General features: G+C 55.7%; 12 protein-coding genes. 3 read left to right on the top strand and 9 right to left on the bottom strand.

Annotated features, from left to right (window positions below):
* Positions 1-413: 413 nt before the first annotated feature.
* Positions 414-806 (top strand): AAA family ATPase, encoded by a 393-nt coding sequence (locus F3J20_RS30655; protein ID WP_167285736.1) that lies wholly within the window; start codon positions 414-416, stop codon positions 804-806.
* Positions 807-964: 158 nt separating this feature from the next.
* Here F3J20_RS30655 and F3J20_RS30650 read toward each other — a convergent pair whose 3' ends face one another.
* The 5 genes from F3J20_RS30650 to F3J20_RS30630 form a co-directional block, all read right to left on the bottom strand.
* Entirely contained in the window at positions 965-1,216 is a 252-nt protein-coding gene (locus F3J20_RS30650; RefSeq protein WP_167285735.1) for a PAAR domain-containing protein, read from the bottom strand.
* Between the two features lie 281 nt (positions 1,217-1,497).
* Positions 1,498-2,214 carry a putative type VI secretion system effector gene (locus F3J20_RS30645; protein WP_240162965.1) on the bottom strand — a complete coding sequence of 239 codons (717 nt, stop codon included), beginning with the start codon at positions 2,212-2,214 and terminating at the stop codon, positions 1,498-1,500.
* Between the two features lie 20 nt (positions 2,215-2,234).
* Positions 2,235-5,174, bottom strand: coding sequence for a T6SS effector BTH_I2691 family protein (locus tag F3J20_RS30640; protein WP_167285733.1), 2,940 nt, complete (start codon positions 5,172-5,174; stop codon positions 2,235-2,237).
* Between the two features lie 42 nt (positions 5,175-5,216).
* Complete coding sequence (locus F3J20_RS30635; protein ID WP_345889952.1) at positions 5,217-6,218, bottom strand: DUF4123 domain-containing protein; 1,002 nt, start codon at positions 6,216-6,218, stop codon at positions 5,217-5,219.
* 5 nt (positions 6,219-6,223) lie between these two features.
* Positions 6,224-8,782: a type VI secretion system Vgr family protein gene (locus F3J20_RS30630; protein ID WP_167285732.1), complete on the bottom strand. Its 2,559-nt coding sequence runs from the start codon at positions 8,780-8,782 to the stop codon at positions 6,224-6,226.
* Positions 8,783-9,507: 725 nt separating this feature from the next.
* Between F3J20_RS30630 and F3J20_RS30625 the strand changes: the two genes are divergently transcribed.
* Entirely contained in the window at positions 9,508-9,762 is a 255-nt protein-coding gene (locus F3J20_RS30625) for a hypothetical protein (protein ID WP_167285731.1), read from the top strand.
* Positions 9,763-9,963: 201 nt separating this feature from the next.
* On the top strand, positions 9,964-10,302 hold the full coding sequence (locus F3J20_RS30620; protein ID WP_167285730.1) for a hypothetical protein: 339 nt from the start codon (positions 9,964-9,966) through the stop codon (positions 10,300-10,302).
* A 136-nt stretch (positions 10,303-10,438) separates the two neighbouring features.
* On the opposite strand, the gene F3J20_RS30615 is transcribed toward F3J20_RS30620, so the two are convergent.
* The 4 genes from F3J20_RS30615 to F3J20_RS30600 all read right to left on the bottom strand — a co-directional run bounded on the left by F3J20_RS30615 (position 10,439) and on the right by F3J20_RS30600 (position 14,431).
* Complete coding sequence (locus F3J20_RS30615; protein WP_167285729.1) at positions 10,439-11,341, bottom strand: plasmid partitioning protein RepB C-terminal domain-containing protein; 903 nt, start codon at positions 11,339-11,341, stop codon at positions 10,439-10,441.
* Complete coding sequence (locus F3J20_RS30610; protein ID WP_345889951.1) at positions 11,338-12,240, bottom strand: ParB/RepB/Spo0J family partition protein; 903 nt, start codon at positions 12,238-12,240, stop codon at positions 11,338-11,340. Before F3J20_RS30610 ends, F3J20_RS30615 begins: the two co-directional genes overlap by 4 nt.
* Positions 12,237-13,802 (bottom strand): recombinase family protein, encoded by a 1,566-nt coding sequence (locus tag F3J20_RS30605; protein ID WP_167285728.1) that lies wholly within the window; start codon positions 13,800-13,802, stop codon positions 12,237-12,239. The genes F3J20_RS30610 and F3J20_RS30605 overlap by 4 nt, the downstream gene beginning before the upstream one ends.
* A gap of 164 nt (positions 13,803-13,966) precedes the next feature.
* Entirely contained in the window at positions 13,967-14,431 is a 465-nt protein-coding gene (locus F3J20_RS30600; protein WP_167285727.1) for a hypothetical protein, read from the bottom strand.
* Positions 14,432-15,765 lie beyond the last annotated feature (1,334 nt).

The raw sequence follows: 15,765 nt of genomic DNA, 5'->3' as shown, positions 1-15,765 counted from the left end.
CTCATCAGGACGAGGTACGGAGCGGCAAAGCTCCACTCCTCGTCCGATACATCTGTTGGGTACGGTTTGCGTTCTGGCATTGCGCCAGGTTACCAGGTTTGGCACAAAGTGCCTAACACGCTCTAAGATATTATGGGCATAAGTGAAAACAGCGCCGAGTCATTCTGAGCGCAAAGTCAATGGTTGGACGGGGGCTTTATGCAGCAAAGACGTTTTCCGGCAACACCTGCGGTAGTATTGAAATTGCCGAGCGGCTACTGTCGCGCCTGCCGCTTAGCAGCCCCCTGACCGGAGGCGCAACATGTCGATGCGACTTCGGTTCCTGCTTGACACGAATGTACTGATTCCGCTTCAGGACACGTACCAGGTTTTGGAAAGCAATCTGGCCAACTTCGTTAGGCTCGCCGGATTAGGTGGTCAAGCACGTAGACGGGATCGACGAGAACCAGCGCGCTTTAATCGCCGCTGTCTCGCGCATCCGAGCGACAGGCAGGACGCTCTTGCTTGATGGACATTTTGTGCTGCGCGGTGGCGATGGCGAACCGGTGTTACTTGCGCCAGAGGTCTTTCGTGACTTGGGGTGTGTGGGCGTGGTGCTCCTTGAGGCGAGTGTCGAACAGATTGCGCCGCGACTACAGGCTCGCGGAGATGATTCATGGACTTTGCTGCAAATCGCACGCTTCATCGCAGAAGAGAGCAAGCACGCAGAACGTGTGTGTTCGCATCTGAACGTTCGATACCGGAAAATCGAATCGCCGACTCCCGCATACTTCGATGCGACGGTATCTACCCTCTTGGAATCGTAGCTAGTGCTGCAGAAAGCGCAGCAGGGCTACGTGTATAGCCGTCGATCTACCGGCTCGTTTTCCAGCAGCTTAGCCAAAAATCCCGTGCAATTCCCGGGTCGTGGACAATTAACACGTTGCACTCATCGACCGGCTACCTCAAATGAGCCCAGGTACAATCAGATAAGACTCGAGATCAGATGGCAACCACAGCTGACACGATGGCCGTGTCGAGCGATCGGAACCCCGTTGTCGGTCATCGATTCATCACCTTCAATTATGAGGTTAGGTTTGACGTCAGGATGACGCGGGCATGACACCTCGTCGCCTTTTCGCGAAACAAGTCTGCTATCAAAATGCATTGTCGGCGAACCTGTAATTACTTTGCCGCCATGGTCGGTATCATCACCAACTCGAATAAGATTCATCATCTTTGTTACTCCGGCGTGTAGGGCAACCGATCCGAATTAATTAATCTTGCGATGCTGCCGTTGGCGCGAAGCCAGACCCAAGAACCACACTCAATGTGAGTCCGAGCGACCCACCGCTTGTAGCGGGAGTAGCATCCGCATCTATTTCGGAAGGTTGCCACTGCCCCAGTGTCGCGACTTCGTTGTGAACGCTCAAACTTTACCTTGCAGCGAGATGCTTCGCGCCAAGCTCCGAATGCTCTATCGATCCTTATGCTGCTTTCTGTTGACGACGTTAGAGATCACTTGTAACGGAAATAGTAGCGGCCGAAATTCGATAATGTGTTTTCGCGCCGATTAGCGCGCGATGTCGCACGGAGATCTATAACCTCAACGTCGGGCCAACCATAGGTCTTGAAGACCGTCTCCGCGATACGTACGAAGCCCATTAATTTCCGTGCAGCTCTATAGAAGAGCACACAGAACATAAGGAAACCACCGATGCCGATTGCGCCGAGCATTAGAAAGAAGGCCAACGCGTCTCCGCCAAAGCCGCCTCCGGCGAAATAGAACATGAGGGAAAACAGCGGGAAAATGATGCAGAACGCCCACAACATCATCCTCGTCATGTTTCGATAGTGAGCTTTCCGACCTGCAGTTGCATGCGGATACACGGCCACGATATCGTCCCCGTCGCGCTTGACTGAGTATGCGATATAGCGGTCAGTTCCCACTTGCTGTGCTACGACTTCGACGCTGTCGCCGTTTCGCATTGGCATCATCCAAAGCCAACCCTGGACCTGCTTGCCATCAAGCTCAAATTGGACCCAGTCAGCTTCCTCGTCGGAATTCGCCGTCATGTTCAGCAGACCGATGCCGGCCGCTCCCATTCCCATGGCCGAGGAGCCTAGTGCCGCAGCGCCCACGTGCTGCTGTTGCACCTGGGTGAGAACGAAGCTATGACTGCGACGGGAGCGCTCCAGGTTGGAGAGCGTTCCCCGTAGCAGGATGGTGGACATTTGCGGTTCAGTTGTTTTCATCAAAGCTTAGCCATTGCGTCAATAAAGTCCTTGTCCTGCAGCGCCGAATCTGTGTAACGCTTGACGCTATGATCTGTGACCCTGAGGATGGTCTCCCGACCAGTGCCAAACGCACTACGCGAACACCATGCTTCCAGTGCATCCGGTGTCAGCCAATCTGCCAACCACTGGAGCACGAGAAGGCCGATCGTAGCCTCCCAGCCAATCAACATACCCACTGCGCGCAAACCAGCAACAATCGCAAGTCGTTCCGAAAAGGTTTCCACCCCCGCCATTATTGCTTCTGTGCCGTAGCGCGCAGCTAGCTTCTTAAGTAGCGGAGCTGCGGTGCTGGTGGCATCGATCAGCAAGGCCGTACCTGAAACAAAGCCACCCAGCGACTTAAGGCCCAAAAAGAACAGGACGTCATATTGATCTTTCTTGGCAGCATCCCGGGCATTTTCTGCGTCCATCCAGGTGGAGACGAACGTACCAAAACCACTCAACGCTCCACCGGTCAGCTTCCAGCTTTGCGAACGTATCGAGTTCTTCAGCGTCGCATAATACGGCGACATGGCGATCGTGATGACTGAAGAGCACAGTGAAGCACCCGACTGAAACAACTTGAGCGTTGTATCCTTGTCCGGCGCGCCAGTCACAAGTTTGTAGAAATTGACGGACTCAAGCAGCGCGGCCACAACCGCAATCCGCCCTGTTCTTAACTGCTTTGCACCATCGTCCGTGAGCTTGACCTTGTCCCAAACGTCGTACAAAGCCTGCGTCGCATTGGGCGCGCCGGCGGGCGCTGGACTTCGCAGAAGTGAGCGCGTCTTTAGAAGACGTTGAATGGTTTCGAGCCGACTGGCGTTTTCAAGCTCGGCTTGCTTGCGCACCAGCGCCATCGCATCCGAGTAGGAGACACCTGATCGCTGTAGAAGCACCGACTGGATGATTTTCTCGCCAACATAATCGCCGAGCTGATTGACCTTGAATTTCGCGAATATTGCATCACCAACGGTAATACCGAATTCGTCCGCTTTAAGACGGCGGAGCAGTCCACCAAGCGGCGTGATTTTCTTCGGATCGGTTTCAAGTGCCAGACTGGACAAATTTTTGTAGTAGCCGTTCAGCTTTCCGGCCGATGCAGCGGTACTGAAAATCAGGTTGACCGCGCTAGACGACGGCACGCTCCCTTGGGCCTGGGGAATTGTCAGCGGCGTGTTCTTTTGGGCCTGTGCCGTCTTCAGTACTTCGGCGAGTTCGCGACGCGCATCCATTTGATTCATGGCGATCACCCGCCAGACGAGGCTGGTAGGCAGCGTCGGATTCCATTGGGTGATCAATCCGTCGAGAATTGTCCGTCCCCTCGGGGTGGAAGCGAGCCCAACGATCGCATCGGAAATGACGACCTCGAACGCGAGACTTTCGCGCATATCGCTGGATTCATAATCCTCAAGCGTGTCTATCAGCAGCTTCGCGCTTAACCACTTCCCGACATCCTCACTACGCACTTCCTGCAGATCGAATACCGCCGAGCGCAACGCTTTGTAGTTTGTTCTGAAATTCTCGATGTCTGGACGTTTGAGTCGCGCTTCGTACGTTGACCAATTGCTGTCGGTCATACGCGTAAGATTTCGATCGTGAGAACCCGGCTGCGCTTTCGAATAGGCGCGTGCCTCATTCATCACCTGATCGCGATAGTTACCCGTATAGGGAACGCTCGAGCTCGCGCTACCTGCGCTGCTTTGTTGTCCAATCTGGATCAGTCGGGTCTGATAGCTACCGGGAACATTGTTGGCCGACATCCAGTTCAGATCATCGTAGTACGCATTGATCTGAGACGCACGCGTTGGATCGGCGCTAGCTAACGCGCGAGCGCGTTGGGCCGCGAGCGCTGTTTGTGCCCCTGGCCGGCCGAGCGCAGTCATCTCATGCGCTTGCTTGGCCATGCTTTCCTGATTATTCAGCGCTTGCTCTGTGCGAGATTTAACGATCTTATGCGCGGTGTCGATGTTGTGCAGCGCGTTAACCTGCAAGGTGCGCTCAGTCATGGCATATTGGTCCAGCCACGATACGGGATCTGTGCGGAAACCGTTCAGCTCGTGCACATTGCCGATACCATCCCACAACGCGAGCAGCATAGGTGGATACTGCGGCTTTTCTCCCCCCCCGCCGGCGTTCGCCCCCCCTGCGCTTTGTTCGATTGTCCCAATGTTCTTCATCAGTTTGACAAGCGACTGGCTGGCCGACGCAGGTGACGCCTGCCTGACGTGCAACGGGTAGCGCGTCACTTCTTGTTGCAGCCAGTCAGTTTTATAGCCTCCCTTCTCGTCACTAAACTGCTGTTTCTCGTCAGGCAAGCTCAGGAGCTTGGGATTGAATCCTGGCATGTATTCGATCACATCATCGATCGCCTGTTCGGTTGCAACAATCGCGTGCCCTTGTCCATCTGTCGGGGTGCCGATCCATTGGGATGGCTCGATCCATTGCATCCGCGCTTTACGAAGTGTCTCGTCCGATTTGTAACGGTCGAAGACTTCCGGACGCCATGCGTGCTCCGAAAACGCGATAAAGACCTTGCCCGTACATTTGTCAGGCCGCTCGATCGCGATCATGTCCATGGGAACGCAGATGCTTTTTTGAGCGCAAGCTGGATGCGTGGTGGGGATGCTTGGTAGCGGCAGTCCCTGCTTCCATAAACGACCGTCCTCGGTAACGTTGTAGGCTTCCCAATACTGATTGCCGCGCGCGCCCACTTCGTAGAAGAGATATAGCCAGCCTTCGCGCAACGTCCGCAGCCCGTACTGGTGCTCCTTGAGTCCGACGTCAGTGACGCGGGCACCAGTAATACCTGCAGGGATCTTGGCCTTAACCGTCTTGGGCAGAACGGTATAGCGCACAGGCAGGATCGGCAGCCCGTTTTTTTCGCAATTTGCACACTTTTGGTTGTTCGTAGCCATACGTTCTCTTCGTGTCGAATTCAAGCTGTCCGCGAATCTTATTTAGCGGGATGCCGAAGCGACCAGCCGGTCGTACCAGTCGCCTTGCTGAATCTCGGTGATTTCGGTGGAGGTCAAATCGCTGATAGCGGCCGTATAGAAATCGTCCGGGTCCTTCCGGCTCAGAATCTGAAGCACCTTGGGGTGCAAATCGAATTGCGGGTGCCAGGCGAGGGCGTGGCCGATGAATGCAATCTGGTCGTCCCGGTCCAGCAGTCCGTAACCGTCCGCGCGGGCTGCTGCTGCGATGGCTGTTTCTACCTCGACCGGTTTCGGCTGGCGTCGAATCGACAGCGCATGCAGTGCAAGCGCTCGATTGATCAGTCCGTGTCGATGGATTTCCTGCCACTGTTCGGTCGTGAGGGACAGGTCGGTCCGCGATTGCGCGACCGCGGTGTAGGCGATCGGTTTGGCGCACGCATCGAGGGCATGCCACGTCGTCACTGGGCCCAGCAATGCCTGCTGCTGGCCGCCGGACAATATCGGCCATATCAGGCCAAGCGCACGTGCATCATAAAATCGCAAAACACACGGACGCCCTTGTTCGTTGTATTGAAGCGCGTGGCGAGACCAATGTGCTGCTACCTCATTCAACGACGCGGAAGTGGCCAGCCAGCCGCCAATGCGCTGTCCTTGCCCCTCGGCCATCGATTCCGGGTGTCTGTCCTCGAACGCTAGTCGGACGCTTTCAGCCAGCAGCGCGACCCCCTGAGGCGTCGCCAGATCTAACGGAAGGAAATATGGGCGGTGCGCCTCGGGAAACGCCTCATGATCGATCTCTACGATAGTTCGAGGCAGTTTTGAAAACGGGTGCTCGTCGTCCTCATCGTCGAACAAGCCGCTCTGGCTTGGGTCAACCGCGAGCAAGCAACGCATGTCCCGATGTCGGTTGAAATAGGCGCACAGCGCGGCGACCATGTCACCTATCGCTGTCGCATTATCGAGCTTTGCCGATTCGGCCATACCTTCAAGCCGACCCGTTTCGCGGGAATTGCGATCGTCCATATTGGTCACTCCAGCACGATGCTAGACGCGCTGTCGGCGGAGGCTGTTGCCGTCTTCCACGAACATCCTTTGGGGACGCCCGCGAGGGGAGTTGGCAGCCGCATCGACGCTGCGCCCGGCTTGTCCCACGAAGCACACTTCTCGAGAATCTGGCCACTTGTCCCGTTCTCGATAAGGTCCGCCGTGATCTTGATATACGAACCGCCTGCACCGATCCATATCTCCTTGTCGGCCGACAGCACAAGCCGCCCGCTGGAGCTTGTAATCGTCACGTCCTTAAGCGCCGCGAGTTTCATCTCATCGCTCTGCGCCTGTATTTCCAGCTTCCCCTTCGCGGCAAACAGCTTTATCCCCGCGTTCTGTGCGAACAGACTGATCTTCTCCATTACGCTAGCAACGAGTGATTTGCCAGCGGCCACGTGTGTGGTTTTGCCACTCACTATGTTGACGTGCTGGTTCGCCGTAATCTGCGTCGAATCCTGCGTCGACAAGCCCATGCCCGCTGGACTTGCCACGAGCATGATTGGTGTCGAGAATCCGTTGGCATTGCCCGTACCGCCGCCTGCCGTATGGCCACCGCCGCTGGTCGCGCCGGCGACACTGTATTGAGTTGCATCAGTGAATTTCTTGAGCGCGTCCTGTCCCTCTTCAAGACTTTCCGCCTGATTCGCCGCGCTCGCCTGTGACGCCAGCTCGACGACACTTTCAGCACTTGCCAACTGTTCGGACGCTGACGTTACATTTAACGGTTGATTCGTGCTTGTCTGATGTGTCGACACGAATAGTCCTTGACCGGCGCGTATTGCGCCATACGCATCCGATTTGAGATCGAAGCCGTTGCCAAGGAACGCACCGCGGGTGTTATCAGTGTGCTGGACAAGATAACCGAGATGTAAGTGCGACTGATATTTACTTGAATACAGATGCACGCGATTCTGCTGCGTGGAGTCATCCATCACGAGCTGATTAAAGCCGCTGCCTGCATACTCTTTCGAACGATAGCCCGATAGCAACCCGTTCGAATGCCATTGCGGCTTTGCTCCCCCGTTATACAGGCGCGAAGTCACCACAGGTCGGTCACAATCGCCGCCAATATGGTCGATCAGCACCTCTTCGCCAATGCGCGGCATGTGCACTCCACCATACCCGTCGCCTGTGTCCGATTGTGCAACACGTACCCAGCACGAAGCCCGTTCATCGCTGCCACTGAGACGGTCCCAGATGAATTGCACCTTGATGCGGTTTAGCTCATCCGTGTAGACCTCTTCACCTTGCGGCCCCACTACGATTGCGGACTCCAGATGCGTCTGCGGTTTCTTGTGTTCGAACGGGCTGTGATAGGGCACGCTGGTGCGCTGCGCCTCAATTTCCGTCAGATAGAAACCCTCGGAGCCGTCAACGTGTGACACCTTGAATGCGCTGTCGCCGGTGTGACCCGCACGGACCTCTTCGACAGTCATTTGCAAGCTATGCGGAAACACTGCCCCCTGTTCGGCGACTGGCAGGTTGTTGACGATCACCCAGACTGTCTCGATCACCGCGAACTCCTTCTGGTTCGCCTGATCCGGGTCGTGGTCTGGATGGCCGCTCAGAACAAAGCGGCGCCCAGCGTCAATTCCGCGCACGCCTCCTGTGCCGTGAAAACGTTTGGCGCGCGACTCCCACTCCTCCATGCGAATTCCCGACAGTTGATCGCCTCGGTCCTGCTTTGGATAGGTGTACGCACCAGTGTATTCATAGACCTCGGCCTGCTCGGGCAGAGTGCCCTGATTGGGCATAGTCGGTACGCTGGTGCCTTTTGGGTTGAACTGGGTCGCGGGGCTCTTGTAGTCAAACGTGCGGGTCGTTAGCGTCGTACTCTGCAGTGTGCGGGTCGCCGACCACTGGGTCAGCGCATCGGTTTCGCTGCCCGTACCTGCTCGGTAGAACGTCACTGTCTCCGGTGATAGCGCATCAAGCGTCTGCAGCCGGTCGGTGACCAGGAGCGTATGAGATTTGCCGTCTTGTGCCTGCTGCCAGAACCCGAACAACCCTTCGGACTCGAGCAGCCGATGTACAAAGTTCCAATCATCTTCGTCCTGACGGCAATACGAGCGAGACGGAAGGGGTTTTGAAAGCGCGAACTGGAATAACCCCTTCGCTTGCGGATGAGCGTTAAACACATCCGTCACGATGTCGTCGGCTGTTTTATCCTGCCAGATGCGCTGATCGCGGCGGAACTTGAGGAAGTGCATCCACGACGAGAAGCCAAGCTGATAGCTGGTTAGCCCACTGTTTGAGCCTAACCGGCGCGCCGTATGCACGTAGCCGTTATGCGGCAGATATGATTTGTCGGCTTGCTGGATCCAGAGCGTCACCGGCTGTGCGATCAGCGTTTTAAGTTCGATGCTGCCTGAGGTGGACACTACGTCGACCGTGAATTCGAAATGTCGTCCGATGCGCGAGCGGCCCACCACCCGCTGCGGCAGGAGCATGTTCGCTCCCAGTGGCGTGTCCAGTTTTAAAAGGCGATCATTTTGCGACAGGCCGCCCGTAATTGTGCTGATCAAGTCCTGCGATCCCATACCGCCTCTTTTTATCGAAAACGCGCCCCCGCATTATCGCGCGATAATACAAAACTTCAGATGAATCTGCCAGCGATCGGAATATTAGAAATTGAAAAACGGTATTTATTTCCTGAATCGTAAGATGCTTTCCGCATATCGGAAAATATTTTCCGGCTCGATTTCTAACCGGTTGCGACTCGGCTTTGATGGCAATGTGGATCTGATCGAGTGATTCAGGCAACCGGGTTCTTGCCGAACTGGAATCTATCAAATCGACTCATTAACGATGCAAGTGGCTTGGATCCCGCCTGATATCTGTCATTCCGGTCGATGCAGTATTTGTTGCATGTTTCGCACATGTCTCCCTTTATTCAAAGATTGTCATTTGTATGCAGGCGCCAGATTCGATTGACTGCGACCAATGAAACGCCCGCTCCGTCGGCAATTCATGGGGGGAGCAGGGAGGAAAAAACGCAGATGAAAAAATTTGGTGCCAGTTAATCAAAGTTGCACCAATGTGTACGTCTGCAGACAAGACAGCACCGACGCCCCCTTTGCGAGTGGAAGATTGGGGACGTCTTGCTCGTAGGCATCAATCGGGCTGCAGTGTTAAAAATCCAACCTTTGCGAAATTGGATAAGTCATGCCTTAACCATCCCGGTAGTGCTGGCTATAACATACGGTGCTTTGACGCACTCACGAAAGAGGCATCAGCGGATACGAATGCAACCTACGAAGAGGTCATGAAGTCGATCCCGCGAGGAAATGAAAACCGCGATCTACTTGATGCCGACGTGAACGCAGAGGTCAATGCCGAGCGGTTTTTCAAACTTGAAAAAGAGACTGGCACGAATTGGCTACCGCTGCCGACACCGGGTCATTGCAATATGTTGCATCCGGCGTATGCAAAATGCATGCGCGACCAGGGAGCCGATAACCAATCCCAACGGTCCGCTGGGTTACATGCTGTAGAGTTCCAAAGGAAACCCACCGGCTAGATAAGGGCGGTGAATTGCTGCCGTTCAAACGACGACGTCTCGACAAATCGTTTCGAACTCGGCGAGCAAGTCCAGCTGACGTCGCCGCAGATATTGAGCCAGCAGTTCGTTCTCCAGGAGTCTGGTGAGATACGTGTGCGGTCATGTCTGGCATATAGCAACTAACGCGGGCCTGTCGCACCTCCTGAGCAAGAGCCGCAAATGACAACATCGCAAGGTTCTGGTGTGCCGCCGGCGGGCAGCATGGGCGACGAAGTACGCGCCGAACTGCTCTGCTACCTGGTGGTGGCGCAGCTCGTCGCCCGGGTGCGCACTGGCGAATGGCTACGCACGGATCATCTGGTCGAATCCGGACGGATCTGGTGCAAAGTAAATGGAGCGCATGTTGACTGGCAGAAACGCATCCCGCTCGGGCAGATGGCGGCCGAGCTCGCCCCGAAGGTGATGGACAGGTTCGGCCTCGTGAGGGAGCGATCCCTAGCGCCGCTCTTTATCGACGGCTGGATGCTCGACTACGGGGCGTCCTCGCGGAAGGCATGACATATCCGGTGCCTGCACACATTAGTGCTAGCGCTTTTTCGTTCGAAATCAAGGTGGACGCGACCTTGCCATTCGCATCTTGCGCCGCGCGCGTTCAACCCTTTCGGTGAAGAATGCAACTCACTGAAGCGGGAGTTTACGTATTGATCGCGAGCTGTTTGTGATCGAGCGAGATTGTGGCGACGATGGATTCAAATTCGGAAAATAGATCGGGCTGATGTCGCTGCAAATAATCACGCGCGGACTCGTTCTCGAGAAGCTTGGCAAGGTAACCTTTGGCAAGCACAAGGTTTAGCACGTCCTGACCGTAGGTCTGTTCCACAAGCCTGTACTGCTCCTGCAGGTTGGTCATCTCGGACTCCATCTTCAGCATTTGCTCGGAGCTGATTCCTGTTAGCTTCTTGGGCTTCTTACCGGCGACAAGGCCAGAGGCGGGCGTTGCAACAAGAAGCGCCTCGGCGTACCTAACAGTTACGTTGTTCGCCGCAACCATCAGTTCCACGCACTCAACCTGCCGCGTCGGTTTCATTTTCCGAAGTGCCCGTGACAGCTCTGGTGAGAACTGACGGTCCCCGAGTAGTTCGGCTGCCTCCGCACAGATCCCGTCGAGGAGTGACATTTTTTTCACGATGGAAGTCACGTCCACTGCAAGCGCTCTCGCGAGGCGTTCTGGAGAGACACCTCGTTCGATTACTCTACGGATCATGTAGTGTTCCTGAATAGTAGGGAGTCTGTTCACGTGATTGTTGTATGTGTAGCTTTCGTCATCTGTAGCAATCAGACACGCAGCTTCCGGAAATCCAAGTTCACGCATGGCGAGCAAACGCAAATGACCGTCGAGGACAACATGCTGTCCGGAGGCTTTATCTGCAGGAGTCACTGACAGCGGCTCGATAAGCCCGACTTCCTGTATGGACGCCTTGATCTGCTTGAACTTACCCGACCCGAAGATGGTCGCCGCCAACCTTCTTGACGGAAGGATGTCGTTCACGGGTACCAACAAGGGCTCAGGAATGAACGCAAGTGTAACGCCCGTCATACGGGGCTCCCGCTGGACCAAACACGCTCAGAGAGATATTTGGGTAACGTCGCCAGCCCCTCTGCACGCAAGAGATTGATGAAATTTTCATCGGTGTACAGTTTCCGAAGCGCACCCACAACGAAAACCAGGCGCTGCTGCGCGAACTCGGCTTTTCGTACCATGGCTTTTTGGCGCGCAACCTCCGTTTGATATGCGCGCAGGAGGCTTGAGGTGGTCACCTCGGTAGTCCTGGGTGACATGATCCGGTTGGCGGATCGTCCGAGCGTTTTTCTTCGCTCTATGATGCGCCGAGCTGCCATCAAGGGCTTGCCACGCAATGTTCCTGATTCGTACGCTTCCTGAAGTGCTGCCTGAACAGCTGCATCGTTGTCGCCAGCACCGGCGATCATGAGTGCAGCGGTCAGGGAAATACGACCGGCTTCCACCGCTATCACCAATCTTTCCTCATCCTGATGAAGCAGCCTTAAGATTCCGGCAACGTAGTCCGGTTTCAGCCCGGTTTTCTCCGCAATTGCTCTGGCGCCGTAGCCGTGCTCCTCTAACCGTCGAATACCAGCAAGTAGCTCAAGCGGACGATAGCAGCGCCGGGCAATATTCTCAGCGAGGCTCATGATAAACGCATCTTCGTCGCTGACATTAACGACTAGCGCGGGGATAGTTGCCTCACCGAGTGACTTGTACGCCTTAAGCCGACCTTCGCCGCACACGAGGAGGTACTTTTCTGCGTCGTCGACGCCGGTGCGTGGTGTGACCTTGATGGGTTTCTTCAGGCCAACGGCCTGGATATTTTTAACGATCTCGCCAAACGTATGGCTGTTCCGCTCCCGTGGATTGATAACTTCGATCTGGTCAATCGGGATCATCCGGATTTCGTCAATCTGCTGCGGGCGGTTCACGCTATTCTCCTCAACCTTGCGCGTTCAGCCATGCCGTAGAGATATTCAAGCGTGTCGAACCGGTAGCTTTCGAACTCGATGGGGTTCCGGTCGGCAAGGCGAATTCGAGGTTGACCGAAATCGAGACGCGGTAGCAGGTAGTAGTCAAGTGCGGCCGAATTGTCGTGATTTAGCCGTACGGCGACCGTGATGTCAGGCAGCAGGCTCGTATCGAACCTGATCTTCCAGTGATTGTGAGTTGCCACCTGTGTCTGGCATCGTGCAAGTACTAGGCACGCGGTGAACTCTTCGTTAACGGTAAGGAGGTCTGTGGCTGGATCGCGCCTGACGGCTCCTCCGAGGTCGGCGATCTTCCTTTCAGTTTGCGCGACGATTCCTGGATGCAACTGTCGGAGAAAACGGTTTGTTTCGATATAGCGATAGTCGCGACCAGGTGTGAAGCCAACAGTTTGATAGGCGCGAATAAGACTACCGAAGCGGTACATGTAAACGGACGTCGACGGCATGCCTTCCGTCTCGTCGATCACGACGCCCGACAGGTACCCACGGTTGCGATACAGATTGCGGAGCCGATCAATCAACTCTTCGTTTGAATACCGCCGAGCGCGCGCCCGCATAATCCCTTGGGCAGTATAAAAGGTCTCGCTTGCGACAATTGACTGAAACGCGCCGTCTTTTCGAATCCACATGTCTGGCGTGTTTGTTACGCGCATCTGCTTGAGTTTGAAAGAAACGCGGTTATAGACGTTGTTTCCAATGTACTTTTCGTTAGTCAACACCTCCCGTACGGTAGCTCTCGTCCATTCACGGTCAAGGTCTGTGCGTACGCGCATGCCGTTAAGGCGAGCGGCAATTTCATATTCGTTGAGCGACTCTTCAATGAACCATGTGTAGATAAGGTTGACGATGCGGGTCTCGCTGTCAGGGCCTGGTACCAGAATGACTCGATCCGTCTGCAGACACTTGTGCTCGCCTCGATTTAGTGCCCCCTTCATTAAGCCGTGTTGGTCGATCAACACTCTACGCAGGCCATAGCCTGCTGGCCCCCCTTGCCGGAATCCCAGTTCGATCAGCCGGCACTGGCCTGCAAACACCTTCGCCGAGAGCTCCCGGCTGTATTCGCCGGCCATCGCACGCTTTACTCCTTTGACGATGGTCGAGACCGGTGAACCGTCATTCTCGAACTGCTCTGCGCAGTAGGCGACATGAATGCCAGCGCGTCGACAGATGTATTCGTAGTAGGCGCTTTCGTCTGCATCCTGGAATCGTCCCCAGCGGCTCACGTCATAAACAAGAATTGCCTGAAAGTCGGCGTTACCACCTTCTACGTCACGAATCAGTTGCTGTAGCGCCTGCCGCCCGTCGATCCTGAGACCACTTTTTCCTTCATCAGCATACGTACGTACGATCTCGATCCCATGGCGGGTTGCATACTCCCGGATTTTGTCGCGCTGGTTTTCGGTCGAATACTGCTGATGCTCGGTCGACATCCGCACGTACTCGGCGGCCCGCACCATCGGAGCCTGTCTGCCAGCTACATCGCCTCTGCTGTCGGGTGCCATGGTCCTGCTCCAGGCAGAATCATTCCCTCTCTCCGAAGCTGCCGGCGCGGTCACGTCGACCATGGCAGATCTCTACTTTAAAAAAACTACATCGCGGATCGCGTCCGACGATCGGTTGAGAGCGGGTACAGGTAGAAAAGTAGCAGGCGCAGCGCAGTTGTCGATCACATCATCTCTTTGCAATCAGGAGCCGGTGACCCACCAGGCGGCGATAGCACGGTGAGATGGACGATGCACGCGTTCATCTTTGCAATCCTGACCTCGGACATGCGGCGCAATATGTAGACGCCCGAGGCCAAAGGCGGGGCGATCTGGGACGCGTCCATGTTTGCAACCATGAGTGAACGTTGCCGTGCGTTTCGCTCGCGTTGCAAAACGGCATTTCTTTCGCGATAGGCAGGATGGGTCGCTCGGTATTGCCGCCAGTAGTCCGGATGGCGCGCGCGCCAGCTTGCCTGTGCGCGATGCTGGTTTTCGCGATAGTCCTCGTCGGCGCGCATGTGCTGGCGCTGCCAGCGCCGGCGTCGCTCCCGCTGGCAATTCGGGGCCGAACAATAGCGTTGATTTGGGACGTGGGACAGGGGATGGAAGAGGCTGCCACAGGCGACGCAACGGCGGGCGTAATTCATCACGCGCTCCATACGTGGGATAGCGATCTGGAGCACGTTGGCAGCCGGGCGTCCAACCCGCCCGAAATGCGCTGATGTGTAGTCAGCGACGGCGACGAGCGCTCAATCAGCGCGTTTTTTGGGCGGGTGACTCAGTCTAACGAATTCGCGACACAAATCCGGGCAGTCCAACTAATTCAGTTCGGGTGTGGAGCACAATCCGTCCGAAAAAGTTAGCAAGTTATTGATTAATAAGGGAGGCCAGTCTAACGAATTCAGTCTCCCTTCACAGCCGTCGAGCGCTGCGGACATGGTCTATCCGCGTGACACGGTGCTTGCGCCATTCGCGGCGGCCGCCTGCAGACATTCGAGACAAAGTGTGGACGAGGGCGCCGGTGTATCCGCCACGGCCACACCTGCGGAGCCGGAACCACCACCGGTCGACTGTGTGGTCGGACTGCTGGAGAACAGTTGGGTACTTGCCTCAATGACCGCGCCGCACGAGAGCTTGTCACCGTGATATGCGAGTGGTCGGCCATAGACGACCGTCTGTGGCGCCTGACTCGTAACGATGGGAAATGACCCGCCGCACTTCGGGCAGGGTACCCGCTCGTTGTTTTCCGCGCACGCGACGCGGTTTAAGATTGGCAGTAGCCATGGTCAACTCCTTTGCTGAGTTGGTTGTGGTCAGCGGGCGGTGAGTGCTCCAACACTCATCGCCCGCGCTTCGTTTACGGGCCGGATTCTCCTGTTATTGCATTCCTCAAACGGTCTGCGCGTCTGCTTTTCCTGAACCGCAACGCGCTCAATCGCATCAACTACTCGCTTCCTCAAACCCAGTCCGCCAGGCACTTCGCGTACTCCGATCCTCTGCTGCTCTGATATTCGCGACACAGTCTGAAACAAATATCGCTATGTTTAGTCGTGGCTCGCGTTCATCTTGATCCAAAGTTCATGCATCGGCTAACGCGGGTTGGGTGAAGCCGAATGCATTACGCAACGCAGCCAAGCTGCTCGCGAAGTTGCACGTTGAAAACCAGGGTGGTGAATCAATACAGTACCACGGTGGGTATCGCAAAAAGGCCTATTTACAAGGGTCTAAACCAAGGTTTTTAGGCGGAACTCCACCGACCCCAACCGTCCGCACTCACCATCCAACGGCAGCCCCAATCCCCCTTCACCCAACCCCAACTTATCCACATCCCCCTCTGGACAACTTCTGTAAATCTGGAGTTGACCCTGCAATCCCGGACACAGCCTCACACTAAGGTTGCTGAATCCATCGAGCGCCGAAACTCGCGAGGCGAGCGGTATTTCAGCGCGCTATGGGGATGCTTCTCGTTGTAATGCTCGAA

Origin of the sequence: Paraburkholderia sp. Cy-641 (genome assembly GCF_011752945.1) — a bacterium.
In the GTDB taxonomy this organism is placed as follows: domain Bacteria; phylum Pseudomonadota; class Gammaproteobacteria; order Burkholderiales; family Burkholderiaceae; genus Paraburkholderia.
The sequence above is the reverse complement of the archived record's forward strand: the minus strand, read 5'-3'. Positions and strand labels throughout refer to the sequence as shown.